Here is a 24,742-nt window from a genome sequence, read left to right on the forward strand (position 1 = left end):
CTTTCACCTTAATAGTTTATAATTTAATCAATATTCTCACAAAGATATTTTAAAGCCTCTTCCTCCATGAAGTGTAACTTCCCTGGGATGATAATGGAGTGTAATGGCTTGCCAAAGTCATAGTTTAATAAATCCTTTATCTTCCCATAAACTAACTTTGGCTTTAAGCTTCCAGCTCTTGCTAAAACTATAACTTTCATATCCTCTGAAATAACTCCTTCTTTTTTTCTCTTCTCAAGCTCCAACAAGATTTTTAAAGCCTCATTTGCTGTCATGAATCTATTTTCTTCTGCATGGATATCCAATAAGCAGAGAGTATGACAACCCCTTTCTAAGTTCTCCTTTATCACATTGTAAGGAGTTTCTGGAAAGTAGTTTTTTTCTGGAAATACTATAGAGGCTGTCCTCCCAAACTTGTAGAGTTGTAAGCCTGTAATTCCAACAGCTGAATAGATGGAAGGGGCATTAATTATTATTAATTCAACTCCTTTCTTTTTAGCTTCAATGGCCAAATCTACATGTGTTGTAGCAACCATTGGATCCCCTGCAGTTAGGAACATAATATCCTTTTCCTTAGCCTCCTCAACTAACTTCTCACTTCCATACTCTACCTTTTTTCTATCTAAAACCTCTATCTCTCTACCTAAAACCTTCTCTATCTTCTCCACTGTTGTCCCTGTTAAGGCAGCAGTGTAAAATTCAGCATAAATTTTATCTACCTTCTTGGCAAATTCTAAAACTTTTAGAGGCATATCTTTTTCATCATAAAGTCCTAAGCCTGCTAAGATTAGCAAGATCTCACCCTAAGGAGGTTAAAGAATGGTTAAGTTAATGTTAGCATTAGACTTAGATAAGGAGAGAGCTTTAAAAGTTGCTGAAGAAGTTAAAGACTATGTTGATGCTATCAAGGTTGGCTACCCTTTAGTGTTATCATCAAGCTTAGAAATTGTTAAAGAGATTAAAGATATTTGTGAGAAAGAGGTTATCTTAGATTTTAAAGTTGCTGACATTCCAGCAACAAATGAGAAGATAGCTAAGCTCTCATTAAGATATGGAGATGGAATAATAGTTCATGGATTTGTTGGAGAAGATAGTGTTAAAGCTGTGAGAGATGTGGCTAAGCCATTGAATAAAAAAACCATCTTAGTTACAGAGATGAGCCACCCAGGAGCTTTAAGGTTCATTCAGCCAATAGCTAATGAGTTAGCTATAATGGCTAAAAAATTGGAGTTAGATGGAATAGTGGCTCCATCAACAAGACCTGAGAGGTTGAGAGAGCTTAAGCATCTTTCAAACTTGCCAGTCTTAACTCCAGGAGTTGGAGCACAGGGAGGAAGGTTAGAGGAAATTATAAAAATTTTAGATGAAAATGACTATATTATCATTGGAAGAGCTATTTATAACTCAGAGGATCCTAAGAAGATGGCTAAATATTACAAAGAGAAAATTAGAGCATTGAGTAAATAATACTTCCTATTATTATCCACCAAACTAAGAGAGTTATAGAGTTTATAACTTTATCATCTAATACTCTCTCTAAGAATTCTCCTAACCTGTATGATCTCTCTTTAACCAACTCTGGGAGAGCTGTAAGGACATAGTAACCATCTAATGGCTTTGCTGGAATTAAGTTGAAGAGAGCCAATATAAAGTTAAAGAAGGATGTCCAATAGAGAATATTGATAGCTTCTACTAACCCTTTATTAGTTGGAGCTACTAAGATCCCTAACCTTCCTAAGTCAGAGCTTTTTATATTAAACTCTAAAACTTTATTATCTCTCAGGACAGTTATTTTATATATTTTATTTGGCTCTATTTGCTTAGCTACACTTTTAAAATCTTCAAGGTTATTTATTTTCATATCATTTATTTTTAAAATAATATCTCCCTTCTTTAAGTACTTACTTGCTGGCTCTTTAACATCTAAGATCTCTAAGTTTGTTGGAGCAAAGTTAGCTAAAACAATTAGGAGAGAAGCTAACAGATAAATAAATAGGTTTGCCAATGGGCCTGCTGAGGCTATAGCTCCTCTAATCTTTTTATCAACTTCCTTAAATTTATCATCAAGCTCTACAAAGGCTCCTAAGGGAATACCTAAGAGAAAGATAACTCCAGAGCTCTTTATTTTTATATTAAAGGATTTTGCAAAGATGCCATGAGCTAATTCATGAATTGTTATAGCTACAATTAAGCCAATCAATCCCGGAATCCAGGGAATGAGGGTTCCAAATAAAAAGATTACTGGCTTAGCCTCTTCCTTTGAGACATGTCCAAGGGCTAAATTTACACTCATTATAGTTAAGTTAATTAGCATAAAGATGCCCAAGATTGAGCATATGGGAATAGAAAGAATTCCTATTTTTCTCCAAAACTTATATTTCCCTAACTTCTCTATAATTCCAAACCCTAACTTTGTTCTCAAAATTCCAAAAATTCCATAATAAACCTTTAAATTTGTCTTCTCCCTTACTGTATATAGGACAAGCCAAAGAATAATAAAGATTAATATTAGATACTTCATAAGCAAAACCTCTTTTTGGTGATCATTGTGAAGCTATTTGAAAAACCTGGGAAAGAGAATACTGACGAAACCTTAAGGATAGCTGTTGAAAGAGCTAAGAAGGGAGATATAAAAAGTATAGTTGTAGCTTCATCAACTGGAGAGACTGCTAAGAAGCTCTTAGATTTATTAGAGAAGGAGAAGTTAAATTTAAATGTTGTTGTTGTAACCTACCATCAAGGTTTTCATGGGGAGGATAAGATATCAATGCCTCCAGAGGTTGAAGAAGAACTTAAAAAAAGAGGGGCTAAGGTTTTTAGAGGAACACATGCCTTAAGTGGGGTTGAGAGAGGGATATCTAATAAATTGGGTGGCTATGGGCCTGTTCAAGTGATAGCTGAAACCTTAAGAACCTTTGGGCATGGAGTTAAGGTTTGCTATGAAATTGTTGTTATGGCATGTGATGCTGGCTTAATAAAGGCTAAAGAAGAAGTTATAGCCATAGGAGGGAGAGGTAGAGGAGCTGATACAGCTATGGTTATAAAGCCTGCTAATATGAACACCTTCTTTAACATAGAGGCAAGAGAGATTTTATGCATGCCAAGGTTAAAGAAATAAAACTCTTTTTAATATTTTTTGGTGATTGAATGAAATTTTTTGACAGAGAGGAAGAAATTAAAGAGGTTTTACACATCTTAAATAGAGAGCCAGAGGATATATAAATTATATTTCAGTAAGTTATTTATTAAGGCTCTCTAATTGTTATACTTAACTCTTTAACAGTCCAAATTTTAAAAACCTAAAGGGGGTGGATCTATGAGGTTGAAGGCTATAAAGGTTGAGGGAAGATGGGGAACCTTCTTAAGATGTCCAAGGTGTGGCATGCTCTTTAAGGATCAAAAACAATATTCAAGACATGTAAATAAGGCTCATAGACACTTATTTAAAAAAGAGGAATAATTTTTAATTATTTTTTTGTGGAACTATGAAAAAGGTGGTTGTTGGAGGAACCTTTGATATCTTACATAAAGGGCATAAAGAGCTTCTAAAGTTTGCCTCATCCTTGGGAAAGCTTATAGTTGGAATAACTTCAGATGAGTTTGCTAAGAAATATAAGAAACATGAGATAAACCCATTATCCATTAGATTAAAAAATTTAAAATATTTTTTGAACCAGATAAATGCTGAGTATGAGATAAAGGTTATAGATGATCCTTTTGGAGATGCTGTAGAAAAAGACTATGACATAATTGTTGTCACTGAAGAAACCAAAAAAAATGCTGAGAAAATTAATGAGATGAGAGTTAAGAAAGGGCTAAAACCTTTAAAAATAGTTGTCTTTAACTATATCTTGGCTGAGAATGGGAAGCCTATAACAACAACAAGGATAAGAAAGAGAGAAATTGATGAAGAAGGTAGATTATGGAAGTAGTTCTTATCATCTTAATGCTTATTGGCAGTGGCTATTTTTTAAAAATTTTAAATATTTTAAAGGAAGAGGACAGAGTTACTTTAAATAATATAGTTATTTACTTGACAATGCCTTCAACCATTTTCTTAACTATTTTAAAGCATGCTAAGCAAGCTGAGCTCTTAAATTTTTTAAAATTGCCAGTAGCTCTTTTTTTAACCAATCTACTTATAGCTCTTATTGTTTATTACCTTGGAAAGCTCTTAAAATTGGACAAAAAACTTTTAGGCTCTTTGATCTTAGTTTCTATGCTTGGAAATACAGGATTTTTAGGTTATCCTGTGGTTTTAGAGATGTTTGGAGATGAAGGGTTATTAAGGGCTATCTTCTGTGACATGGGTGGAGTCTTTGCCACTATGTTATTGGGAACCTATGTAGGAATAAGCTTTGGAGAGAATAAGGGAAGTGTAATTAAAGAACTTCTAAAGTTTCCTCCTCTTATAACTATGGCTTTCTCAGTTCTTTTAGTATATTTTGGATTTAACTTAAGTTATTTGCCAGAGTTTATATTAAAATTTTTAAAGTATTTATCTTCAGCCACTGTTCCCTTAATTATGATGTCTTTAGGCTTATCTCTATCTCCATCAGCTCTAAAATTTGGAGTAAAGTATGGCTTGGTAGCAAGTTTTTTTAGATTTATCTTTTCTCCAATGTTAGCTTTAGCTCTCTCCTTTCTCTTTAATATTCAAGGCTTGGAAAGGAATGTTTTATTAGTGGAGAGTTCTATGCCCTCTGCCATGATGTGCTTAGTGCTTGGAACTCTATATAAGTTGGATGTTAAAGCCATAGCTTCATCAATATTTATAACTACAACTCTCTCACTGTTGGTTATAGCATTCTGGAGCTTTCTTTTTAGCTAATCTTTCTAAGGTTAATACTAAAAGAAAGCCAGAGAGCAAGATAATGGTTGAGGTTAAGCTAAAGCTAACCTTGGATAGTGGATATCTCAAAGCTCCTAACATCACTCCAACTAAGAAAGATAATATTAAAGATCTATATTTTTCAAAGGCATAACTCAAAATTTTTGAAAAGATGAATAGTCCTAAAAAGGCTCCTAAGCCAAAAATAGATAGTTTTAAAATATCTAAATTTTTAACTAAATTAATCACATATTCATACTGATTTAGGAATAACAAGATGTAAGAGCCAGAAATTCCTGGGAGGATCATGGCACAACTTGCTAAGAAGCCAGAGAGGAAGAGAGTTAGGGGAGATCTTGTTAGCATTATTGAGGAAGAGCCTGAGATAAAGAAAGCTAAGAGGAAGCCAAGGAAAAAGAAAATAACTGAGAAAATATTTATCTCCTTAATTTCTCTGTAAATTAGGATTGAAGAGCCAATAATTAAGCCAGAGAATAGAGAATAGACTAAAGAGCTATAGCTCTGTAATAAGAAGGCTATAATGTGAGACATAACTAAGAAAGCTGAACCTATCCCAAGAGCTAAAGGAATAAAAAGTTGGAAATCTATTTTTTTAAGATAGTGCTTAGCTCTCTCAATATCTCCTTTTATAAGATAAATGAGAAAGTGAATATTTAAATTACTAATTGCCTTTATTAACCTCTCATAAATTCCTGTTATAAATGCTATTGTCCCTCCAGAGATCCCTGGAATGATGTCAGCAATTCCCATAAGTATACCTTTTAGAAATATCTTTAACTCTTCTTTCATTAATATTCCTCCTTTACTACTGGCTTAACATTAATTCAGAACTTTTAATATAAATACATAATTATTGAAAAAATTAGTTAAGCTACAACAAGTAATAGAAGATCCAAATAAATTTTTAGGAGGCACTATTAAGTATCTAAGAGCACAATACTTAATTAATTGAAAAATTAAAATTGTTAGGTGGTATAAATGGCTTATTGGCTTTGTATAACAAATGAGGATAACTGGAAAGTTATAAAAGAAAAGAAGATTTGGGGAGTTTCTGAAAGGCATAAGAATAGCATAAATAAGGTTAAGGTTGGAGACATCTTAGTTATTTATGAAATTCAGAGAAGTGGGAAAGATTATAAACCACCTTATATAAGAGGAGTTTATGAAGTAGCTTCAAAAGTTTATAAGGACTCAACAAAAATTTTTAAACCCACTCCAAGAAATCCAAATGAAAGGTTCCCTTGGAGGGTTAAGTTAAAAGAAATTAAAGTTTTTGAGCCACCAATTAACTTTAAAGACTTGATCCCAAAACTTAAATTTATCACAAATAAGAAAAAGTGGAGTGGACATTTAATGGGAAAGGCCATGAGAGAAATTCCAGAGGAGGATTATAAATTAATCTGTGAGAGCTATGAAGGTTTATGTTGAAGGATATGGCTGTGTTCTAAACAAGGCAGACACTGAAATTATTAAAGAGTCTTTAATTAAGGAAGGATTTGAAATAACTGAGAGCTTAGATGAAGCTAATATAGTAATTATAAACACCTGTGTAGTAAGACTTGAAACAGAGAATAAGATGATGCATAGAATTAACTATCTAAACTCCCTTGGAAAGCTTGTTATAGTTGCTGGCTGTTTGCCAAAGGCTTTAAAGGAGAAGGTTGAAGGATTCTATCATATCTATCCTAAAGAGGCTCATAGAGCTGGAGAAATTCTAAAGGATATATTAACCAAGAAAAAGAAAGAAGATAGGGGAGAGGAAAAAGAACTTTATAAAAAGCTTAACTACCTTAAGCCCAAGCTTGTAACTCCACTACCTATTTCAGAAGGTTGCTTAGGAAATTGCTCCTACTGTATTGTTAAGATAGCAAGAGGTAAACTAATTTCCTATCCAAGAGAATTTTTAGTTAGAAAAGCTGAGGAGTTAGTAAAAGGAGGGGCTAAGTGCTTACTTATCACTGCCCAAGATACTGCTTGCTATGGGTTGGATAGAGGAGATAACTTAGCTAACTTACTTAAAGATCTATGTCAAATTGAAGGAGAGTTTATAATGAGAGTTGGCATGATGCATGCTAAATATCTTTCTCCAATATTAGATGAGATTATAGAGCTTTATAGAGAAGAGGAAAAGATTGGGAAATTTTTACATCTCCCTCTACAGAGTGGAGATGATGAGATTCTTAAGTTAATGGGAAGAGGTTATAGTGTTGATGAATTTATTAGCATTGTAAAAGAATTTAAAAGAAAGGTTAAAGACCTCTGTTTTACAACTGACGTTATTGTTGGCTTTCCAGGGGAAACAGAGGAAGCTTTTAACAACACTTTGGAAGTGCTAAGAAAGTTAAAGCCAGACTATATACATGGAGCTAAATACACCCAGAGGAAGGGAACAGAAGCAGCAAGAATGAAGCAGTTAGATACAAAGATAAGAAAGAGAAGGACAGAGATCTTAGACAAGTTGAGAAGAGAGCTTAGCTATCTAAATAATAAAAAATATGTTGGTAGGGAGATGAGAACTTTAATAATAGAGAAAAATAAAGGATACACTGAAAACTTTAAAGTTGTAAGGTTTGAAAAAGAGCAAGAAGTTGGAAAATTTAAAAAAGTTAAAATTAAAGATGCTACAACATTCACATTAAGGGCTTAGCATTTTTTATGCTTCTCTAAAACCTTTAAAGCTGATGGTAAGATATCAGCTAATGGACCAAAGCACATACTGTCAGCAGTTCCTAATAGTGCTCCTGGGTCTAAGGCTTCTTCCATATTTGCTATTCCCTTCTCCTTCATTAACTCCATCAATCTCTCTAAGGATTCTTCAGCCATCATCTGAGCAAAGTCAGCTGGAGCTCCTAAGATCTTGGTGACAGCATCTCTATAGGCTAATAAACCAGCATAAACTACAGCTGTAACAGCTGATCCCATGTCACAGACAGGGCTAATTAACTTAGCTGGCATTCTGTAAGCATTTCCTCTTGCCTTCTTAGCTATCTCATATAACTTATCTATAGCCTCTGGCTTAGCATAACCTTCAGCTATATAAACTTGTCCCTTCATCTCAGGAACACATCCTGGATGGTAAGAAGAGACATTTAAATCCTTTCTTCCTAAGTCTTCAAAGATCTTAGCAAACTTGACAGTAGGGATGGTACAGGCATGGGTTATAATAGCTCCTTCTGGGATGTCATTGATAAACTTCTTTATTATATCTGGCTGTTTCTTTCCTTTTGGTAGCCAGGTTAAGATAAAGTCCGCATCTTGGACAGCTTCACTATCACTTTCAGCAACCTTTAAGCCAACGTCTTCAGGATGGACAAAGTGGATACATGCCTTAGGTGGCTTTGGTAACTCTTTAGCTTTAGCTAAAACAGTTTCTCTTATCTTTGGCATTATACTCTCAGGATCTCCATTTAAGTGTGCTTCCATAACCTCTTTAGGATCAAACTCATCAATAATAACTAACCCTGGCTCCTCTTTAAAGCATGGGTCAGCAACAACAACCTCTTTAACCTCTGGAACTAAGTGTAAAAGTTCTGCAGCCATGGTTATACTTGAGTGGGTTAAAGCTATCTCTGGCTTACCAACCTCTTTAGCAACTTGGCAAGCTCTCATGAAGTTGGTTATCCCTGCTGATGCATGGGTTCTGTAACATCCTATTCCCAAAACTGCAACTTTCATTCTTTCACCTTTTTAAAGCTTTTTTATTATATAATTAGTTTAGGACAATCATTATATATTTTTCTATTTTTCTCCTAAAAAATCTATTACTTATTCAAAAATTTATTAGGTGATATTTATAAGCTTAATAGAGTTTTCTAAATGGACAAAGGAAAAGAGAAAGTTGAATAACTTGGAAGAGCTAAAAAGAGATATATTAGAGCAATTTAAAGAAAATAACTGCTTAAATAAGAAAATAGTGGCTATGGTTAGTGGAGGAAAGGATAGCTCAACAGCCTTAGCTTTGGCATTAGATTTAGGTTTAGAGGTTAAATATTTAGTTCACTTCACCCATAGATGGAGCTGGGACATTTGTAAAGAGGAAGTTATGAAATTAAGTGATAGGTTTGGGATAGAGGTTAAGTTTATAGATATAACAGAAGAGCTTTTAAAGAGGATAAAGGGAGCTAAGCCAAGTAGCATATGTAGGATATGTAAAAATATTATGAAGGATAAAGCTGTAGATATAGCCAAAAGAGAAGACTCCATAATTTTAACTGGAGATTCTGCACTTGAAAAGGTTTCTGGAGCTATTATGAACTATCTAAGGAGGAAGTATGGAGAAGTTAAATATAACAAGATGGAGCTAACAAAGGTTCCTGAGAAGTATAACATTTTCTTCTTTAGACCACTAATTAGGTTAGCCTATGAAGATGTTCTAAAGTTGATGAAATACTATAACTTAAATATAAGGAGGGTTCATGAAGTAGGAGATAAAAAATTTTGGAGAGAGGGTTGTTGCTTACAGTATGCTAAGAAACTTGATGAGGAAACTTTTAATAAACTCTATTTGTATAATAAAATAGCTACAGAGGTTGCAAGAGAACACAACTTTAGAGCTTCAGTAAAATATCCTCCATTAGAAATTATCACTGTTCCAAATAAAGAGGAGTATAAGGAGTTAATTATGAAAAGATTGAGGGAATTAGAATGAAAATTTATAGACTGACTGGAATTAAAGCACTTCTCTTTTTATTAATCTTTTTTACAGCCTTATTTATCTTAATCTCTATCTCTTTAGTTTTAATACTCCCAATAATTATTATTTTTTTAATCTACATTCTCTACAAAGTAAAGATAAAGAGATTTTTTAAAAAGCTCTGGTGGAGGATTAGAAGAAAAAGAATTAAGATTAAAGATCTCTCTGACAATGGAGAGGTTAAAATTCACTTTCCAAGGAGAATAGAGGTTGAGGATGAAAAGGATGAGTTTATTAAATACTTAATAAGCTTAGGAGGAAAAAAAGAGGGGAAATTTGTAGTGTTTAAAGGATATAAATGCTTTCCAATATATAAGGAAAGTTATCCTGTTAATGAAATCATCTCCCTAAACTACCCAGAAGATTGTGAAGCTGTTATTTTAGGGCTAAAGGGTTCTCCAGCTAAGCCCAAGTTTTTATATTTAATTCCTAAGGAATACTTAAAGAGGAGAATGAGCTTAGAGGAAATTAAGAGGTTTATGGTCTAACATAAGCCATATTGTAATAGACTATATCTCCATCATCATCAACTATAGCTATCAAAAGCTTTTTTCTTACAGAATGGGCTACTCTAACAAAGCCAGTTAGCTCATTAATAAAAATTTTGCCATTTTCAGGGAAAACTCTAACTAAGTATTCTGAATGCTCCTCCATCTTCCTATAAAGTCTAAAGTCAGAGCCATACTTTAGCCCAGTCTTCACTATATAGCCCCTATTTCTAAGATCTTTATAAACTAAGTATTTGATGCATAAATACTCTTCAATTTCTTTAGCATATAAATAAAGCTCTTCAAAGCTAAGCTCTTTTTTTCCTTTTTTTACAGTTATCCAGCCCATCTCAACCAAGTAGAGAGCTTCAATTAAAGAAAGGGATAAAAAGTTTTTCTCAAGCTTTCCATAGTGTCTTGAAGTTAGCTTACTTACATTTTTGTTAAATATAACAACTCTATCTTTATCTAAATAGCCAACAATCTTACTCATGCTTGAGCATCTCCTCCTTCTCTTCCTCAGTTAGTAGCTTAACTATCTTATCTGGCTTATCTACAGCCACTAACTTCCCATTCCTCATTAATCCAGCTCTATCACAGACATTTAACACAAAGTCCATGTCATGGGAAACAATAACATAGGTTTGCTCTAACTCAATTCTTGACTTTAATATTGATTCAGCCACTATATTCCTTGTAATTGGGTCCATGGTTCCAGTTGGCTCATCTAAGATAACAACCCTTGGCTCCTTTATTAGAACTTGGGCTAATGCTACTCTATGCCTCTCCCCAACACTTAACTCATTAGGATACTTATCTAATAGCTCTTCAGCTTCTTCCTCTGAAAAACCAACTGATGTTAAGACATGTATAGCCTTCATCCTTGCAAATTCATCAGGAAGCTCTAAGCCTATGGCTTCAGTTAAGTTCTGTAAAACAGTTCTGTGTGGATATAAGGCATATTCTTGGAACAGTATTCCAATATATCTCTTAGCCCTTCCTCTCCCTAATAATCCTGGTTTTGTCATATCTACCCATTCATCTCCAACTCTAAACCAATACTCTCCCTTTGAAGGGGTTAGAACTCCAGCTATTATCTTGGCCAGTGTTGTTTTTCCAGCTCCACTTTTTCCAACAAGTCCAAAGATTTCCATCTCTCTTATGTTTAAGGTGACATTATCAACAGCCTTTATAACCCCTCTCTCAACTGAACAATAATGTTTAGAGATATTTTTAAGCCTAATAATATCTTCTTTAATCTCAACTTCAACCTCTGGCTTCTCCAACTTCTTAACTTGTTCCAAGAACTTCTTAACAATCTCTTCAGAAGAGCCTTCAGCTATTATCTCTCCCTTCTCTAACCAGATAGCTCTCTCTGTAAGCTCAGCTATTACTTCTGGCCAGTGAGAAGTTAAAACTAAACTAATATTGTTATTAATAACCAACTTCTTAAGAGATTCATGAACCAACTTAGCAGTCTGAGGGTCTAAGGTTCCAGTTGGCTCATCAGCTAAGAAAATAAAAGGCTCTTTAGCTATCTGTCTCGCTAAGACAACCCTCTGTTTTTCCCCTCCACTTAGATCCCTTGCTATATGGGTTATTCTATGCTCTAACTTAACCATCTTTATTAACTCTATAGCTCTCTTAATAGCCTCTTCTCCCTCATATCCAGCATTGTGTAAAGCTTCTAAGATGTTTTCAAGAACTGTTTTCTCTCCATAGAGAGCAAAGGTTCTCTGTAGCATAATAGCTATCTTCTTTTTCAAGATATGGCTATATTTCTCATCCTCCCAAAAATTAACCTCTATCTTCTTCATCTTACTTCCACATTTCTTACAAATCTCTTTAGATGGCACATCTACATATTTACATTTGTCACAGTAGGAGACATGATAAATAATAGAGCCTTCAGTTGGCTCATAACCATCCATTCCTCTAAGCATGTGTAAGAGAACACTCTTCCCAGCCCCACTTTTCCCTAAGATTCCTAAGCTTTCTCCTTCATTTAGAGTGAAGGAAATATTTTTTAAAACCCACTTATCACCAAACTTCTTAGAGACATTCTTAACCTCTAATAGGATCATAATCTCCACCCTCTACAGTGTCTTTTTGGCCCTATGCATCTTTCACAGGTTCTTAACTCAAAGGTTCCTCCTTCTATTCTAATAGTTTTCCCATGAATTAGAGCATCAGCTATTTTTTTCCTTGCAGAAGTTAAGAGGTTCCATAAAACTCTTCTTGAGATTCCCATTAGCTTAGAAGCTTCTTCCTGGGTGTAGTCAAGATAATCAACTAATCTAATAGCCTCTAACTCCTCAAAGGTTAAAACCACTTCTCCACAGCTAACCTCTGGCTTAAAAACTCTAATCTTTGGCAGCTCAGTTATTAACCTTGGAATCTTTGGTCTTCCTCTCAAGCTTATTTCACCATATTCACAATAATTCCTTCCAATGGAATCTCAATAATTGTATATTTACACTCCTTTAACTTCTCATCTATTATCTTCTCAATCTCTAAAATCTTCTTATCATCAACAACTGTCCCTATCATAACAGCATTTTGAGAGAGATCATTAACAGCCTTTATAGCCATCTCAGGATCTTCATCCAATAAAAAGCCTTTCCAGTCTTGTGGGGACATTCCCTTATAGTCCATTAAGAAATAACCTGAAATGTCTCCTTCAGAGAGAGCATTTAAAGCCTTTCCTAAGTTCTCACTCTCAACAAATAGATATAGTAGGATTTTCATAAGCTTTCACCTTTAAACCCTATGAACTTTCACTTTCAGCACAGGAACTATTAAAAGTTTCCAATCTTCATTTTTTAACTTTTCCTTTAAGTTTTTCTCTATCTTCTCAGCTGTCTTCTTGCTAACAACAGTTCCAACTATAGCTATCTCTTCTCCTTCTTCTTTAATAACTTGATAAGCTTTTAAATAATCTTCTTCTTTCAATTCTTTAATGCCTTTACAGTACTTAACATAAAATCCAGTGATGTTACATAAGGTTAAGATATTAATAATCTTCCCAACATTTTCCTTGTTAGAGATAACTTTAACTAAAAATTTCTTTTCCATAGAATTCACCTTTAAACACATATGAGATAAAGCTATAAATAATTTAATAAATAATTATGAAAAATAGGTATTAAAAAAATTTTATTTCTTGGCTCAAAATAATTAAAAAAAGAGAGGTTTTAAACTATTCTCTTCCTATTAACCTTCTTGTTCTGCCATGAATATTTTCTCATTCTCTTGTTTGGATAGCCACAAGCTGCACATCTCTTTTTTCTGACATGGTAAGCCCTTCTCCCACATCTTGGACATCTTATATGATAACTTCCCTTGTTTCTCTTACCCATTGATGGAGTACCTTTTGACATTTGGCTTCACCTAAAACCCTTCTATTTCTATAAACTCATCCACCATCCAGAGTTTTTCAGGATGTTTTTTATAGAGTTTATAGAGCTTTTCCTTTGTTTTTATGTTGTCTCTTTTAAAGATCTCTTCAACCACTATAAAATAGCACTCTTCTTCCTCTATGTCATTTTTTATCATTAGCTCTATGAGTTTTAAAAGCTCTTCATCACTTGCTCTATTGATAAAGACATTCCTTAAAAAGGAGATAAATGTATATATATTTTTCCTTTCCAAGGGAATTATTTTTATTAAATCTTGAGCTTTTTTTAGTAAGCTTTCTTCACCTAAGAATTGCTCCCAGAGGAATTCTTTAACAACTATATCCTTTAAGATTTTTATTATCTCTTCCTTATCTTTCTCCTTTAACTCTTTAAAGATTAACTCTCCATCTATATAGTCATTATTTTTATATGCCAATATTAAGGCATATGCATGCTTACAGTTATATTTATAGGGACAGCTACAGAGGCCAGAAAGATCTTTTAAGTTAACCTTAACTTTATATTCTTCAGAGCCAATAACCTTACCATATAGATAGTTCCCAAGCTTCACACAATATTTAACTAACCCACTCTTATAGTAATGTTCTCCTCTCCTCTTTATTATCTCATCATACATAATAAAGTCACTCTATTGGAAACCTTAGTAAGCCAGCTATTCCTCCAAGAGCCTTTAACTGTTTTCCAGCATCATGCTCACTTGAAACTATTATAACCTTTGCTCCAATCTCTTCAGCTTTTTTTATAATTTCTTCTATCTCCTTATCTCTAACAAGATCATCAGAGACTAAGAGGGTTTCAACAGCAGAGTAGTCAATAGCTTTTAAAACTTCATCTTTCCCATAGACAGCTAAACCATTCTTAGCTATTTCTTCAATTAGCTTCTCTATTAGCTGTGTCTCTTTAGCTACTCTTGACTCTTTATAAATTCTATTTATTAAGCCTCTCTTAAAAGCTTCATTTAGCCCAGCCCTTGATGTGGTTGAGACACTCTCAACCAATATCTTATTTTTTAGCTCAGGATAATTCTGAGAGATGAAGTTATAGAAGGTGTTTTTAGCAAATCCTGGACCTACAACTAAGATGTTGTCAGTCTCATACTCTTTTAAAACCTTGGCTATCTCATGGTAATACTCTTTTTTAAGCTCCTCATTGATTTTATGGTCTAACCTCTTGGAAGAATGAGACTTTATAGAGCAAATTTCCTTAACACAGTAATCCCTAACCTCATAGATCTCAGCTTCCTCATCATCCATAACCACAACCAAAATTTTAGGCCTCTTTGAAGATTCTAAAGCTTCATTTATCCTCTCAATTTGCCATCTCTTCCAATCCTTCTGGATGGAGATTTCATCAAAGGGCTTTATTTCAATGGTGTGGAAACTTCCCAATGGGACATCATCAGGAGCATGAACAATATTTCCTAAAACTCTTACTCTCTTGGTGTTCTCATCAAATTCCACATTCTTAACCTTAACTCCTAAGAACATTTTTCTCTTAACTCCTCTATCAGCTCTTATCATATCTCCCTTGTCTTGAACCCTCCTCTCAGTGAGAGCATAGATTACATCATCCTCTTCTATAATGTTATAGAGAACCCATAGGTCATCTAAGTTCTCAGGCATTATTTTAATAATGTTTTTTTGTGGAATTTCTTCAACTATTTTCATTTTCAGCTTCACCTGAGACTTTTAGAAGGAAACTTTTAGAAAAAGTTTCATCAAAAGGAATTAGTTTGATGGGTTTTTATTTTTTGTTATTAGTTATTTGGATATCGTTATTAATGTTTTTAATTAAGTTTTTCTTTGAAACTTTTAGGAAAAGTTTCATCAAAAGGGTTTAGCTTGATGAGTTTTTGTTATTAGTTATTTGGATATCGTTATTAACGTTTTTAATTAAGTTTTCTTGCTTTTATATAGGGGTTGTTGGAAATTGGTACGAGAAAATTGGGAAAAAGTAATACTGATTTTTTCGTTGGAGAATTGTGATTTTTTAGTTTGTTGGATTGTTTGCTGTTATTTTATTGGTTTTAGGTTTAATTAGACTTTATTTTTAGTGAAATAAGGGTTAATTGCTGAGCTTTGTTTTAACGGTTGTGCATAGTATTTTTAAATGGAGGGAACAATCTTTCTTACTTTTATATAGGGGTTCAATAACCAACCAGTAAGAAAACTCGGGTTTAAAAAGAAAGTTTTTTATAGGAGTTTCGATATAAAATAAGAGCAGACATTAAGGGTTTGAATCACCAGTCCATTAAAACAAGGATGGAAACATAAATAGATTAAAGGGGCTGGGATTGATTGATAGGTTTGAATCACCAGTCCATTAAAACAAGGATGGAAACGAAATAATTACCCATTACTTCCTTAAAAAAGCTTAACGTTTGAATCACCAGTCCATTAAAACAAGGATGGAAACAGCTATGTTAGGGTATTTGTACTCCAGTAGTCTGAGCGTTTGAATCACCAGTCCATTAAAACAAGGATGGAAACAGGATCAGTATGTCTGGTCTATATAGTTCAAGAATTTTGTTTGAATCACCAGTCCATTAAAACAAGGATGGAAACGTGGGTTTGGAGTAACTACTCATTCATGATCACCTCGTTTGAATCACCAGTCCATTAAAACAAGGATGGAAACTTGTTTTTTGTATCTATTGATATGAATACTCCAGTTCCATGTTTGAATCACCAGTCCATTAAAACAAGGATGGAAACCCTCCTTTAGTTTTTCTACGTAAACCTCTTTGAGCGTTTGAATCACCAGTCCATTAAAACAAGGATGAATAATAAAACAAAAAAATCATAAAACTCTTTTTTCAATAAATTTCAAAGCTAATAAGCTAAGGATGAAAGATATTAAAGAAGAGACTAATTCTCCAAGTATCAATCCAATAAAGATAAAGAACAGGTTAATAGCTAAGAGATATGGGAAAATTACTCTTAAAAAGTTCCTAAGCAAGGATAGAAAGAAAGCTTTTTCTCCCTCACCTATTCCCTGATATAAAGAGGTTGAGATAAAGAAGGGAGGCATAAATAGGAGATAGAGGGAAGCTATTTTTATATAAAAAACTAAATCTTTGTATATATTAGAGTTTTCAAATGTGAAGAGTAGAGCTAAGTAAGGGGATAAGATAATTAAGAGAACAACTATAAGAGCTTCCATAGCTAACCCTAACTTTATAGAAAAAAAGTAAGCCTCTTTTAGCCTTTTAATATCCTTAGCTCCATAATAGGCCCCTATAACTGATGTAGCCCCACTGGCTAAGCCAATGATTGGGATGAAGCCAAGGTCAGTAACCCTTAAAGATGCTGTATATATAGCTAAACCGTAATTTCCAGAAACCTTAGAAACAAGAGATGTTAAAAAGAAAAAAATTACTGCTGTTGATAGGTCTATAAATGTTGTTGGTAGCGAAACCCTTAACAAATCCTTAGCTATTTTAAAATTAAATCTTAAATGTAATTTAACTGATGACTTTACTGACAAGGCTCCAATTATTAATGAGATTAAAGTAGCGTAAGCTGCTCCAGCTATGCCAAGGTTTAGGGTGTAAATAAAAATTGGATCCAATATAATATTTAAGAAGCTTCCTATAACACTAACCTTCATAACCTTCTTACTCTCCCCCATTCCCCTCAAAATTCCTAAGACAATGTCAAAGAAGATAAAAATTATAGAAAACTTTAATATAGGAGCTATGTAAGAGATTGAAAGTTTCTTCACTTCTCCATAAATTCCCATAAGGGAGTAGATATCAGAGAGAAATAGAGAAACAATAAAGAGGAGAATAGAGAATAATAAACCTAACACTACAGAAGTTCCAATAACCTCTTTTATCTCCTCTTCCCTCTTAGCCCCTATTCTCCTTGATATTGCTGAACTAACCCCTATTCCCAAACCCCAACTGATAGCATAGAGTAAAATAAGTAGTGGAAAACTTGCTCCAATAGCTGATAAAGCTAAGGTTCCCAACTTTGAAACCCAGATGGTGTCAACAATACTATAAATAGACTCTACAAATGTAGCTAAGATGATTGGCTTTGAAATGTTTATAACTGCTCTTCTTGGATTCTCATCAAGTAACAATGTTTCAACCCTTTTCAGTGATCTCTATGATTATTATAGATTGCTTAGCTGTTGGAGATGGAAAAAAATTACTAACAAGGGATGTTATAGGAGCTGGCCCAAGGACAGTTAAGGGAATCTTAGAAAGTGAAGGCTTTAAAGTTAAAATTGTCCCTTATGAAGATTTTAAATCTATAGATAGGGAAGATATAGTCTTTATAAGTGCTATGTCCTCTGACATAAGGGCTGTTAAAAAGCTTGTAGATAAAATTAGGATGAAAGTAGATAAAATTATCTTAGGTGGACCTATAGCCAATGATCTCAACATCTTGAATAAGGTTAATGCTGACATCTCAATAGTTGGAGAGGCTGAGCTTACACTGAGAGAGTTGATAAAGAAAGACTTTAATCCTGAGGGAGTTAAGGGAGTAACTTACTGGAAAGACTTTAAGGTTTATAATAATCCTCTAAGAGAGGTTTTAAAAGATTTAAGCTTAATTACTCCATCAACAAAAATAAAAGACTATAAAAATTACTTCTCTGCAAGGGTTTATGTTGAGGTTGTAAGGGGCTGTAGCAACTTTAAAAGAGCTCTTCTTTTATGTAAATCTTACTGTGGAAAGTGTGAGAGAGGAACTTTAAGTTGTCCTCAGCATATAAACCCTGGTTGTGGCTTCTGCTCTGTTCCTTCAGTGTTTGGCTATGCAAAGAGTAGGGATGAAGATACTATAGTGGAAGAGATAGAAGAGCTTTTAAAGGAAGGGGTTAAGAGAATTGTTCTATCAGCTCCAGACTTCTTAGACTATGGTAGAGACTCTTATAACCCTTATGAACCTGTAAATTATGAAGCTATAGAGAGCTTACTAAGTAGATGTAAAGAGCTGTCAGAAAGGTTTAATAGTAAGATACTAATTGAGAATGTTAAAGCTAACCTATTTGATGAGAGAGTGGCTAAGATAATAAAAGAATATTTAGGCTCAACAACAATTTATATAGGATGTGAAAGTGGAGATAAAGAGCACTGCAATCTTTTAGGAAGGCCTTCTGAGCCAAGAGATGTTTTAAAAGCTGTGAAGATAGCTAAGAAATATAATTTAAAGGCTCAGGTTTATTTTATCTATGGCCTTCCTGGAGAGAATGAGAGGAGTAGTAGAAACACTATAAGATTTATGCACAAGCTTAAGCCTTATATTGATAAGATCACTGTTTATAAGTTTAGACCTCTCCCCATGTCTGCATTCCAAAATTTTAAGCCTAATGTAACTAAGTTCTCCTTAAAGATTAAGGAAACTGCAAGAAGGATAAACTTAGAGATTAAGAGAAAATACTTAGGGAAGAGGTTAGAGGTTATCATAGCTGAGAAACACTTTAATAAAAAGGAGGATGCTGTAGGTTATTTAAAAGATAGTGGTTTATTAGTTGTAGTGAAAGATGGAGCTAAGTATATTGGTGAGGTTAAGAAGGTTAGGATAAAAAAGGTTTATGAAAAATACTTAGAAGGTGTGATAGATGGAAGCTAAGGATAAGTATTATTTTAAAAAACTACTAAAGGAGCTGAAGAAGAAGAAAGGTAAAGGGACAGAGTTAATTAGCCTCTACATTCCAGCTGGTAGAAGAATATCTGATGTAGCCCAACATTTAAGAGAGGAGATGAGTCAAGCAGCCAATATTAAAAGTAAGAGTACAAGGAAGAATGTTCAGTCTGCTATAGAGTCTATCTTACAAAGGTTAAAGTTATTAAAAGAGCCTTTAGAGAAAGGGGTAGTAATTTTTGCTGGGATGATCCCAAGATCTGGTCCTGGAACAGAGAAAATGGAAACCTATGTTATAGAGCCACCAGAACCTATAAAGACTTATATATATAGATGTGACTCTGAATTTTACTTAGAGCCATTAGAGGAATTTTTAGAGGATAAGGATGTTTATGGAATCATCTTAGTTGATAGAAATGAGGCAACAATAGCATTAGTTAAAGGTAGGAATATACAGATATTGAAAAGACTAACTTCAGGAGTTCCTGGGAAGTTTAAAGCTGGAGGTCAGTCAGCAAGGAGATTAGAGAGATTAATAGACTTAGCTGCTCATGAGTTCTTACAGAGGGTTGGGCAAAAGGCTAATGAGCAATTTTTACCACTACTACAAGAGAAGAAATTAAAAGGAATCTTAGTAGGTGGTCCAGGGCATACAAAGAATGAGTTTGTTGAAGGAGACTATTTACACCATGAGCTTAAAAAGATAGTGCTAAATACTTATGATCTATGCTACACTGAGGAGTTTGGAATTAGAGAGCTCTTAGAAAAGGCTGCTCCTCTTTTAAAGGATGTTGAGTTAATGAAAGAGAGGGAAGCTGTCCAAAAGTTTTTAAAAGAACTTATTAAGGAAGATGGTGGGTTAGCAGCTTATGGAGAAAAAGAGGTTTTAAATGCCCTACTTATGGGAGCTGTTGACACTCTAATAGTCTCTGAGAATATAAATAAATATAAAGTAATTATTAAGTGTAACAATTGTGACTACACTGAGGAGAGGACAGTTAATAAAGATGAGCTCTATAAATTAGAAGAAGAGATAAAAAATTTATCTTGTCCAAAGTGTGGAAGTGCTCTATCAATAGTTGAAGAGAAAGATTATATTGAATATCTCTCAGAACTCTGTGAGCAGAGTGGAACTAAATTAGTGACAGTTTCCTCAGAGACTGAGGAAGGAGCTATGATAGAAAAGGCTTTCAAGGGAATAGCTGCTATTTTAAGATATAAGGTTCAATAAAAAAAGAGAGTTAATTTAGTGACAACTCCATATTTGTCTAAACTTCTCTATAGCTTCAACAACATCCTTTAACTTATTAACTGGGAATGCCACTATAACCTCTTCTGGCTTGATCTCAGCATATTTTCTTGATCCATTACATCCAAGTGTCATGTTAGGAGCTTTTCTTACATAAACAGCTGCTACTGCATCAGCACATAGGGATTGGATTCCTGCAAAGTCTGCTTGGAATCTAATTCCTTGGTGGTAGAGGAGAGCTTGAACCAATCTTAAAGCATACAATGGTAAGCCTATAAAGACTATAGAGTCTGGAATGAAGTCAGTTTCATCTAATGGAGCATAGACAGTAGCATAAATTTCTTCCTTAACCTTTGGAATTGCATCAACAACCTTCTTAGCAACATCTTCATTTATGTAGTTCCCTAACTTAACATAAAGCTTTCCTGTAGCTAATGGCTCTGGTGGGTTTCTAAAAACTCCAAGGGCATAGGCTCCTCCTTTACAGAGGTGTTTATCTACTGTTGCATACAACTTCTTTCTCTCTAATCTTGCCTTTTGTATCATTTCACAGTGTCTCATCTCTTTCTCTGGCTCTTCATAACCTTCTGGAATCTCATCCTTAGACTTGGCTAATTTAACAGCAACAAATGGCTTGTCTAACATCATTAATTCCATTAACTTCTTTCCTAATTCTCTAACTTCTTTGACATCCATCTCTTTCACCTTTTCATGGTTGTGTAGTTATTACGAACTATTATATCATGTTAATCCTTTATATATTTTTTGATATTTTCTATTATTTTATTTATAATTGTAAATATTAACACTTATTGTATATAAGTACTTTGGTAATACCGATCCCGGCGTAATTTTCAGATGGGTTATGACTTAGTAATGAGTTATTAAATTGTATTAAGACTTAATAGTACCAAACTATAAAAATAATATGATATCATAATAAAATCACTACAGTATAATAAGATTTAGTAATTTTAAGTCCCGTGAAATTTTAGGTATATTATGATTAAGTAATAATTATTAAAGAAAATTAGGATCTAATAATACCAACTATAAAAATTATAGTATGATTTAGTTATAAAATATTGTAATAGAGTAAGATTTAGTAATTTCAAGCTCGACGTAATTTTCAGATGTATTATGAATAAATAATAAATTATAAGTTTTTATTATTACTAAGTTGATATATAATCTAACTACTATAAAGATAACAAATTTTAAGTCCAAGTTTCAAAAGTTTTGTAAATAAATGCCAAGGGAGGTTTAAAGTCATGATAAATAAAATATTAAGTATTTTCAAAAAAGAAAGTAATAAAAATGAAAAGTCTAAAATTGAAAATTCTAAAAATAGTAAAAAGAGAGAAATATATATAGATTATAATTATTGTAAAAACTGCTTAGCATGCTATAGAGCTTGTAAGCTCAATGTTTTTGATTTAGTAGACAATAGAGTTAAAATAGTTAATAAAGAGAATTGTGTTTTTTGTGAAGCTTGCTTAAAAGTTTGTAGATATGGAGCCTTAAAAATTCTAAACTAAGGTGAGAGTGATGAAAAAAGTAGGAACTGACTTATTAAAAAAGGGATTTGCTAAGATGGTTAAGCATGGAGTGGTTATGGATGTTACAAATGTTGAACAGGCTCAGATAGCTGAAGAGGCTGGAGCTGTTGCTGTCATGGCATTGGAGAGAGTTCCAGCTGATATAAGAGCAAGTGGTGGAGTAGCAAGAATGTCTGATCCAGCTTTAATAGAGGAGATAATGGACTCTGTTTCTATTCCAGTTATGGCCAAGTGTAGAATTGGACATATAAAAGAGGCTGAAGTGTTGGAAGCTATAGGAGTGGATATGATAGATGAGAGTGAAGTCTTAACCCAAGCTGATCCATTCTTCCACATCTATAAAAAGAGGTTTAAGGTTCCATTTGTCTGTGGAGCAAGGAACTTAGGAGAAGCAGTAAGAAGAATCTGGGAAGGGGCAGCCATGATAAGAACCAAGGGAGAGGCTGGAACAGGGAACATAGTTGAAGCTGTTAGGCATATGAGGTTAATGAATGAAGCTATAAGACAAATTGGAGAGATGGAAGAAGAAGAGATTCATGAAGTAGCCAAAACCTTTGCTATGAGATATGCAGAGCTTGCTAAGATGGTTAGGGAAAGCTTAGGGTTAGAGCCAATTGTTTTAGACTGTGAGCCAATCTATGAAGGCTTCACCTTAGAAGAGATAATAGAGGGAATTTATAAAATATTGATGGAGATAAAGAAGATTAACAGGTTGCCAGTTGTTAACTTTGCTGCTGGTGGTGTGGCAACTCCAGCAGATGCTGCTTTAATGATGGCTTTAGGCTCTGATGGGGTCTTTGTAGGTTCAGGAATCTTTAAGTCAGAGAATCCTTTAGAGATGGCTAAGGCTATTGTTGAAGCTACCTACAACTATGATAAACCAGAGATAATAGCTGAGGTTAGTAAAAACTTAGGCTTACCAATGAAAGGAATTGATGTTACCCAACTAAAAGAAGAGGAAAAAATGCAATATAGGGGAGATTAATCCTCTTTATAATCTTCTAAGCACTCTTCACATAAGTATTTTCCTTGATAGTATCTAACTCTCCCCTGAGCTCCACAACTTTCACAGATTCCATAGGTTACTTCTTCCTCACTATACTTTGGAGGCTCTGAAATCTTAATATAGTCTTGTAAGATTTCAATAATTTTTGGTGACACCCTAACAATGTCATCCTGGGTTATGATTCCAACTACTTCATTGTTTTCAACAACTGGAAGCCTCTTAACATTATGCTTACTCATTATCTTAGCTGCTTCAGTTAGTGTTGTATTCTTAGGAATAGTGATAATATTCTTAGTCATCACTTCCTCAACCAAAACCTCTTTTGGCTTTAAATTCTTGGCTACAACTTTCTTTAATATATCTCTCTCAGTTAATATTCCCACTGGCTTCTTGTTTTCAACAACTACAACAGCCCCTATGTCTTTTTCACACATAATATTGGCTGCATCATAGACAGTATCTTTTTTACTTACTGTATAGACAGGGACTGACATCACTTCATAGACTGGGATTTCAACATTTACATTCATAAACCTTCACCCTAACCTTGTTGTAAGCTTCCTCTATACTTATATTTGTAGTATCAATAACTATAAAATTAAATCTCTTAGCAAGCTCTAAATACTTTTCCTGAACCTTCTCCAAAAAATTTTTATTTTCAAATATATCTTTACCCTTAACTCTCTTCATAGCTTCATCAACATCTACAACAAGTAAGAAGACAAGATCAGGCTTTATAGCATATTTGTTAATCTCCCATAGGAAATTTTCTTCCACTCCTAAGGAGGATTGATAGGCTATTGAAGAATATAAATATCTGTCACAAATAACATCCCTTCCACTATTAAGAACTTTCTCTATCTCTTTACAATGCTCTACCCTATCAGCAGCAAAGAGTAGGGAGAGGGAAATGTTATCAATATTTCCTGAACTTAAATAACTTCTTATTAACCTTCCTATCTCTCCATCAGTTGGCTCACAAGTCCAATATCCTGACAACTCCTTAGCCAACATCTTAGACAGTGTAGTTTTCCCACTCCCATCTATTCCCTCAAAGACTATAAACAAAGTAGCTCACCAAAATATATTTAATAATATTTTGTCATTATTAATCATTATAGATTTTTGTTAGGTGAAGCTCATTGATTAGAGAGCTTTTAATATTAATAGCATCTATAGGAATTCTTGTAGCATCTTATAGGCTGTGGGTTGAGAAGGATAGAAAGAATATAGTTTATGCAAGAATTCACATATTAGGAGTTATAGATTGTGCCTGCTTTCTCATCTTCTTAGCCTTAGGGGAAACTTTATTAGCCTTCACTTACTTAATATTAACTCCCTTCTTAGCCCATGCTATAGCCAATGCCTCTTATAAAGATGAATTGAAGGAGGAAACATGATAAACTATATAAAGTTAAGTGCTATCTGTCATGCAACTGAAGATGAGGAAAAAGTTTTAGAGGCTATCTCCTTTTTTATCCCTGAAAATGTTGATGAGGAAAAGGTAGAGGTTGAGGTTGTAGAAACTGAGGGACACTTTAGAAACCCAATAAAAATTATTAGTGTAAATGTTAAAGATAAAGAGGCTAAGAAAGTCTTTAAGCACATTGTAAATTTAATAAAGTCTAATCCTAAAAACTTGGAGAAGTTAAAGAAAGATTTAGATTTAAGAATTGAGGATAATAAATTTTTTGTTAGATTTGACAAGCAAAAGGCTTATTTAAAGGAGTGTAAAGTGATGGATGGAGATGACATTGTAAGAGTTGTATTTAACTTTAAAATTTTCTCTCCTAAGGAGAAGGAGAAGAAAGTTAAAGAACTCTTAGAGAAAGAGCTTTTCAGTTAAAAAGACTCTCAATGATGAAACCTTTAAGCTGAG

General features: G+C 33.7%; 31 protein-coding genes and 1 CRISPR repeat array. Of the genes, 15 read left to right on the forward strand and 16 right to left on the reverse strand.

Annotated elements, in window-relative coordinates; genetic code table 11:
- Window positions 1-23: 23 nt before the first annotated feature.
- The gene (gene dph5 / locus METIN_RS04155; protein ID WP_013100243.1) at window positions 24-794 is read right to left on the reverse strand and encodes a diphthine synthase; all 771 of its coding nucleotides are present in this window, start codon (window positions 792-794) and stop codon (window positions 24-26) included.
- Between the two features lie 25 nt (window positions 795-819).
- On the opposite strand from dph5, the gene pyrF reads away from it, so the two are divergent.
- Window positions 820-1,467: an orotidine-5'-phosphate decarboxylase gene (gene pyrF / locus METIN_RS04160; protein WP_013100244.1), complete on the forward strand. Its 648-nt coding sequence runs from the start codon at window positions 820-822 to the stop codon at window positions 1,465-1,467.
- On the opposite strand, the gene METIN_RS04165 is transcribed toward pyrF, so the two are convergent.
- Entirely contained in the window at window positions 1,448-2,521 is a 1,074-nt protein-coding gene (locus METIN_RS04165) for a site-2 protease family protein (RefSeq protein WP_013100245.1), read from the reverse strand. The two genes, pyrF and METIN_RS04165, sit on opposite strands and share 20 nt — an antisense overlap.
- 27 nt (window positions 2,522-2,548) lie before the next feature.
- Here METIN_RS04165 and METIN_RS04170 point away from each other — a divergent pair, with 27 nt between their 5' ends.
- The 4 genes from METIN_RS04170 (at window position 2,549) to METIN_RS04185 (ending at window position 4,831) form a co-directional block, all read left to right on the forward strand.
- Window positions 2,549-3,118, forward strand: coding sequence for a pyruvate kinase alpha/beta domain-containing protein (locus tag METIN_RS04170; RefSeq protein WP_048203374.1), 570 nt, complete (start codon window positions 2,549-2,551; stop codon window positions 3,116-3,118).
- Window positions 3,119-3,316: 198 nt separating this feature from the next.
- A complete protein-coding gene (locus METIN_RS04175) occupies window positions 3,317-3,460 on the forward strand; it encodes a nucleotide-binding protein (RefSeq protein WP_013100247.1) in 144 nt (47 codons plus the stop codon).
- A gap of 25 nt (window positions 3,461-3,485) precedes the next feature.
- Window positions 3,486-3,932: a phosphopantetheine adenylyltransferase gene (locus METIN_RS04180; protein WP_013100248.1), complete on the forward strand. Its 447-nt coding sequence runs from the start codon at window positions 3,486-3,488 to the stop codon at window positions 3,930-3,932.
- Window positions 3,923-4,831: an AEC family transporter gene (locus METIN_RS04185; RefSeq protein ID WP_013100249.1), complete on the forward strand. Its 909-nt coding sequence runs from the start codon at window positions 3,923-3,925 to the stop codon at window positions 4,829-4,831. Before METIN_RS04180 ends, METIN_RS04185 begins: the two co-directional genes overlap by 10 nt.
- On the opposite strand, the gene METIN_RS04190 is transcribed toward METIN_RS04185, so the two are convergent.
- Entirely contained in the window at window positions 4,790-5,641 is an 852-nt protein-coding gene (locus METIN_RS04190) for a DUF368 domain-containing protein (RefSeq protein ID WP_013100250.1), read from the reverse strand. The genes METIN_RS04185 and METIN_RS04190 overlap by 42 nt on opposite strands.
- A gap of 189 nt (window positions 5,642-5,830) precedes the next feature.
- Between METIN_RS04190 and METIN_RS04195 the strand changes: the two genes are divergently transcribed.
- Both METIN_RS04195 and METIN_RS04200 read left to right on the forward strand, forming a co-directional pair.
- Window positions 5,831-6,280: an EVE domain-containing protein gene (locus tag METIN_RS04195; protein ID WP_013100251.1), complete on the forward strand. Its 450-nt coding sequence runs from the start codon at window positions 5,831-5,833 to the stop codon at window positions 6,278-6,280.
- Entirely contained in the window at window positions 6,264-7,499 is a 1,236-nt protein-coding gene (locus tag METIN_RS04200; RefSeq protein ID WP_013100252.1) for a tRNA (N(6)-L-threonylcarbamoyladenosine(37)-C(2))-methylthiotransferase, read from the forward strand. The genes METIN_RS04195 and METIN_RS04200 overlap by 17 nt, the downstream gene beginning before the upstream one ends.
- On the opposite strand, the gene hmd is transcribed toward METIN_RS04200, so the two are convergent.
- On the reverse strand, window positions 7,496-8,527 hold the full coding sequence (gene hmd / locus METIN_RS04205; protein ID WP_013100253.1) for a 5,10-methenyltetrahydromethanopterin hydrogenase: 1,032 nt from the start codon (window positions 8,525-8,527) through the stop codon (window positions 7,496-7,498). The genes METIN_RS04200 and hmd overlap by 4 nt on opposite strands.
- Before the next feature lie 127 nt (window positions 8,528-8,654).
- Between hmd and METIN_RS04210 the strand changes: the two genes are divergently transcribed.
- Together METIN_RS04210 and METIN_RS04215 are read left to right on the forward strand one after the other, a co-directional pair.
- Window positions 8,655-9,500 (forward strand): phosphoadenosine phosphosulfate reductase domain-containing protein, encoded by an 846-nt coding sequence (locus METIN_RS04210; protein ID WP_048203548.1) that lies wholly within the window; start codon window positions 8,655-8,657, stop codon window positions 9,498-9,500.
- Entirely contained in the window at window positions 9,497-10,033 is a 537-nt protein-coding gene (locus tag METIN_RS04215; protein WP_013100255.1) for a hypothetical protein, read from the forward strand. The genes METIN_RS04210 and METIN_RS04215 overlap by 4 nt, the downstream gene beginning before the upstream one ends.
- Here the strand turns inward: METIN_RS04215 and endA are convergent.
- The 9 genes from endA to METIN_RS04260 all read right to left on the reverse strand — a co-directional run bounded on the left by endA (window position 10,023) and on the right by METIN_RS04260 (window position 17,538).
- Complete coding sequence (gene endA / locus METIN_RS04220; protein WP_013100256.1) at window positions 10,023-10,526, reverse strand: tRNA-intron lyase; 504 nt, start codon at window positions 10,524-10,526, stop codon at window positions 10,023-10,025. The genes METIN_RS04215 and endA overlap by 11 nt on opposite strands.
- Window positions 10,519-12,117: a methyl coenzyme M reductase system, component A2 gene (atwA, locus tag METIN_RS04225; protein WP_013100257.1), complete on the reverse strand. Its 1,599-nt coding sequence runs from the start codon at window positions 12,115-12,117 to the stop codon at window positions 10,519-10,521. Before atwA ends, endA begins: the two co-directional genes overlap by 8 nt.
- Window positions 12,114-12,455, reverse strand: a complete 342-nt coding sequence (locus METIN_RS04230) for a DUF134 domain-containing protein (RefSeq protein WP_048203376.1) — start codon at window positions 12,453-12,455, stop codon at window positions 12,114-12,116. The genes atwA and METIN_RS04230 overlap by 4 nt, the downstream gene beginning before the upstream one ends.
- Entirely contained in the window at window positions 12,452-12,781 is a 330-nt protein-coding gene (locus METIN_RS04235; protein ID WP_013100259.1) for an MJ1244 family protein, read from the reverse strand. Before METIN_RS04235 ends, METIN_RS04230 begins: the two co-directional genes overlap by 4 nt.
- A 12-nt stretch (window positions 12,782-12,793) precedes the next feature.
- Window positions 12,794-13,108, reverse strand: a complete 315-nt coding sequence (locus METIN_RS04240; RefSeq protein ID WP_013100260.1) for an MJ1244 family protein — start codon at window positions 13,106-13,108, stop codon at window positions 12,794-12,796.
- A 119-nt stretch (window positions 13,109-13,227) separates the two neighbouring features.
- On the reverse strand, window positions 13,228-13,413 hold the full coding sequence (locus METIN_RS04245) for a 50S ribosomal protein L37e (protein WP_013100261.1): 186 nt from the start codon (window positions 13,411-13,413) through the stop codon (window positions 13,228-13,230).
- Window positions 13,414-13,423: 10 nt separating this feature from the next.
- On the reverse strand, window positions 13,424-14,068 hold the full coding sequence (locus METIN_RS04250; RefSeq protein ID WP_013100262.1) for an SWIM zinc finger family protein: 645 nt from the start codon (window positions 14,066-14,068) through the stop codon (window positions 13,424-13,426).
- A gap of 7 nt (window positions 14,069-14,075) precedes the next feature.
- Window positions 14,076-15,119 (reverse strand): mRNA surveillance protein pelota, encoded by a 1,044-nt coding sequence (locus METIN_RS04255; protein ID WP_013100263.1) that lies wholly within the window; start codon window positions 15,117-15,119, stop codon window positions 14,076-14,078.
- A 565-nt stretch (window positions 15,120-15,684) separates the two neighbouring features.
- Window positions 15,685-16,238: direct repeats of the CRISPR family, unit length 37 nt; unit sequence GTTTGAATCACCAGTCCATTAAAACAAGGATGGAAAC.
- A 13-nt stretch (window positions 16,239-16,251) separates the two neighbouring features.
- On the reverse strand, window positions 16,252-17,538 hold the full coding sequence (locus METIN_RS04260) for an MATE family efflux transporter (protein ID WP_013100264.1): 1,287 nt from the start codon (window positions 17,536-17,538) through the stop codon (window positions 16,252-16,254).
- 20 nt (window positions 17,539-17,558) lie between these two features.
- Here METIN_RS04260 and METIN_RS04265 point away from each other — a divergent pair, with 20 nt between their 5' ends.
- Window positions 17,559-19,037: a B12-binding domain-containing radical SAM protein gene (locus METIN_RS04265; RefSeq protein WP_157198845.1), complete on the forward strand. Its 1,479-nt coding sequence runs from the start codon at window positions 17,559-17,561 to the stop codon at window positions 19,035-19,037.
- A complete protein-coding gene (prf1, locus tag METIN_RS04270) occupies window positions 19,027-20,280 on the forward strand; it encodes a peptide chain release factor aRF-1 (RefSeq protein WP_013100266.1) in 1,254 nt (417 codons plus the stop codon). The genes METIN_RS04265 and prf1 overlap by 11 nt, the downstream gene beginning before the upstream one ends.
- Window positions 20,281-20,295: 15 nt before the next feature.
- Here prf1 and METIN_RS04275 read toward each other — a convergent pair whose 3' ends face one another.
- The gene (locus METIN_RS04275) at window positions 20,296-20,994 is read right to left on the reverse strand and encodes a DUF169 domain-containing protein (RefSeq protein WP_013100267.1); all 699 of its coding nucleotides are present in this window, start codon (window positions 20,992-20,994) and stop codon (window positions 20,296-20,298) included.
- A gap of 575 nt (window positions 20,995-21,569) precedes the next feature.
- On the opposite strand from METIN_RS04275, the gene METIN_RS04280 reads away from it, so the two are divergent.
- Window positions 21,570-21,836 (forward strand): 4Fe-4S dicluster domain-containing protein, encoded by a 267-nt coding sequence (locus tag METIN_RS04280; RefSeq protein WP_013100268.1) that lies wholly within the window; start codon window positions 21,570-21,572, stop codon window positions 21,834-21,836.
- Window positions 21,837-21,846: 10 nt separating this feature from the next.
- Window positions 21,847-22,842, forward strand: coding sequence for a pyridoxal 5'-phosphate synthase lyase subunit PdxS (pdxS, locus tag METIN_RS04285; protein WP_013100269.1), 996 nt, complete (start codon window positions 21,847-21,849; stop codon window positions 22,840-22,842).
- On the opposite strand, the gene METIN_RS04290 is transcribed toward pdxS, so the two are convergent.
- Complete coding sequence (locus tag METIN_RS04290) at window positions 22,839-23,393, reverse strand: CBS domain-containing protein (protein WP_013100270.1); 555 nt, start codon at window positions 23,391-23,393, stop codon at window positions 22,839-22,841. The genes pdxS and METIN_RS04290 overlap by 4 nt on opposite strands.
- Entirely contained in the window at window positions 23,377-23,931 is a 555-nt protein-coding gene (tmk, locus tag METIN_RS04295; protein ID WP_013100271.1) for a dTMP kinase, read from the reverse strand. Before tmk ends, METIN_RS04290 begins: the two co-directional genes overlap by 17 nt.
- A gap of 74 nt (window positions 23,932-24,005) precedes the next feature.
- Here tmk and METIN_RS04300 point away from each other — a divergent pair, with 74 nt between their 5' ends.
- The gene (locus tag METIN_RS04300; protein WP_013100272.1) at window positions 24,006-24,263 is read left to right on the forward strand and encodes a cation:proton antiporter; all 258 of its coding nucleotides are present in this window, start codon (window positions 24,006-24,008) and stop codon (window positions 24,261-24,263) included.
- On the forward strand, window positions 24,260-24,709 hold the full coding sequence (locus METIN_RS04305) for an RNA-binding domain-containing protein (RefSeq protein WP_013100273.1): 450 nt from the start codon (window positions 24,260-24,262) through the stop codon (window positions 24,707-24,709). Before METIN_RS04300 ends, METIN_RS04305 begins: the two co-directional genes overlap by 4 nt.
- Window positions 24,710-24,742: the final 33 nt, after the last annotated feature.

The organism is Methanocaldococcus infernus ME (assembly GCF_000092305.1).
GTDB lineage: Archaea > AGJL01 > Methanococci > Methanococcales > Methanocaldococcaceae > Methanocaldococcus > Methanocaldococcus infernus.

Excerpts from the sequence above, each read along its gene's own strand:
- pyrF (WP_013100244.1), top strand. The coding sequence starts at position 820 with ATGGTTAAGTTAATGTTAGCATTAGACTTAGATAAGGAGAGAGCTTTA.
- METIN_RS04165 (WP_013100245.1), bottom strand. The coding sequence starts at position 2,521 with ATGAAGTATCTAATATTAATCTTTATTATTCTTTGGCTTGTCCTATAT.
- METIN_RS04175 (WP_013100247.1), top strand. The coding sequence starts at position 3,317 with ATGAGGTTGAAGGCTATAAAGGTTGAGGGAAGATGGGGAACCTTCTTA.
- METIN_RS04180 (WP_013100248.1), top strand. The coding sequence starts at position 3,486 with ATGAAAAAGGTGGTTGTTGGAGGAACCTTTGATATCTTACATAAAGGG.
- METIN_RS04185 (WP_013100249.1), top strand. The coding sequence starts at position 3,923 with ATGGAAGTAGTTCTTATCATCTTAATGCTTATTGGCAGTGGCTATTTT.
- METIN_RS04190 (WP_013100250.1), bottom strand. The coding sequence starts at position 5,641 with ATGAAAGAAGAGTTAAAGATATTTCTAAAAGGTATACTTATGGGAATT.
- METIN_RS04195 (WP_013100251.1), top strand. The coding sequence starts at position 5,831 with ATGGCTTATTGGCTTTGTATAACAAATGAGGATAACTGGAAAGTTATA.
- METIN_RS04200 (WP_013100252.1), top strand. The coding sequence starts at position 6,264 with ATGAAGGTTTATGTTGAAGGATATGGCTGTGTTCTAAACAAGGCAGAC.
- hmd (WP_013100253.1), bottom strand. The coding sequence starts at position 8,527 with ATGAAAGTTGCAGTTTTGGGAATAGGATGTTACAGAACCCATGCATCA.
- METIN_RS04215 (WP_013100255.1), top strand. The coding sequence starts at position 9,497 with ATGAAAATTTATAGACTGACTGGAATTAAAGCACTTCTCTTTTTATTA.
- endA (WP_013100256.1), bottom strand. The coding sequence starts at position 10,526 with ATGAGTAAGATTGTTGGCTATTTAGATAAAGATAGAGTTGTTATATTT.
- atwA (WP_013100257.1), bottom strand. The coding sequence starts at position 12,117 with ATGATCCTATTAGAGGTTAAGAATGTCTCTAAGAAGTTTGGTGATAAG.
- METIN_RS04235 (WP_013100259.1), bottom strand. The coding sequence starts at position 12,781 with ATGAAAATCCTACTATATCTATTTGTTGAGAGTGAGAACTTAGGAAAG.
- METIN_RS04240 (WP_013100260.1), bottom strand. The coding sequence starts at position 13,108 with ATGGAAAAGAAATTTTTAGTTAAAGTTATCTCTAACAAGGAAAATGTT.
- METIN_RS04245 (WP_013100261.1), bottom strand. The coding sequence starts at position 13,413 with ATGTCAAAAGGTACTCCATCAATGGGTAAGAGAAACAAGGGAAGTTAT.
- METIN_RS04250 (WP_013100262.1), bottom strand. The coding sequence starts at position 14,068 with ATGTATGATGAGATAATAAAGAGGAGAGGAGAACATTACTATAAGAGT.
- METIN_RS04255 (WP_013100263.1), bottom strand. The coding sequence starts at position 15,119 with ATGAAAATAGTTGAAGAAATTCCACAAAAAAACATTATTAAAATAATG.
- prf1 (WP_013100266.1), top strand. The coding sequence starts at position 19,027 with ATGGAAGCTAAGGATAAGTATTATTTTAAAAAACTACTAAAGGAGCTG.
- METIN_RS04275 (WP_013100267.1), bottom strand. The coding sequence starts at position 20,994 with ATGGATGTCAAAGAAGTTAGAGAATTAGGAAAGAAGTTAATGGAATTA.
- METIN_RS04280 (WP_013100268.1), top strand. The coding sequence starts at position 21,570 with ATGATAAATAAAATATTAAGTATTTTCAAAAAAGAAAGTAATAAAAAT.
- pdxS (WP_013100269.1), top strand. The coding sequence starts at position 21,847 with ATGAAAAAAGTAGGAACTGACTTATTAAAAAAGGGATTTGCTAAGATG.
- METIN_RS04290 (WP_013100270.1), bottom strand. The coding sequence starts at position 23,393 with ATGAATGTAAATGTTGAAATCCCAGTCTATGAAGTGATGTCAGTCCCT.
- METIN_RS04305 (WP_013100273.1), top strand. The coding sequence starts at position 24,260 with ATGATAAACTATATAAAGTTAAGTGCTATCTGTCATGCAACTGAAGAT.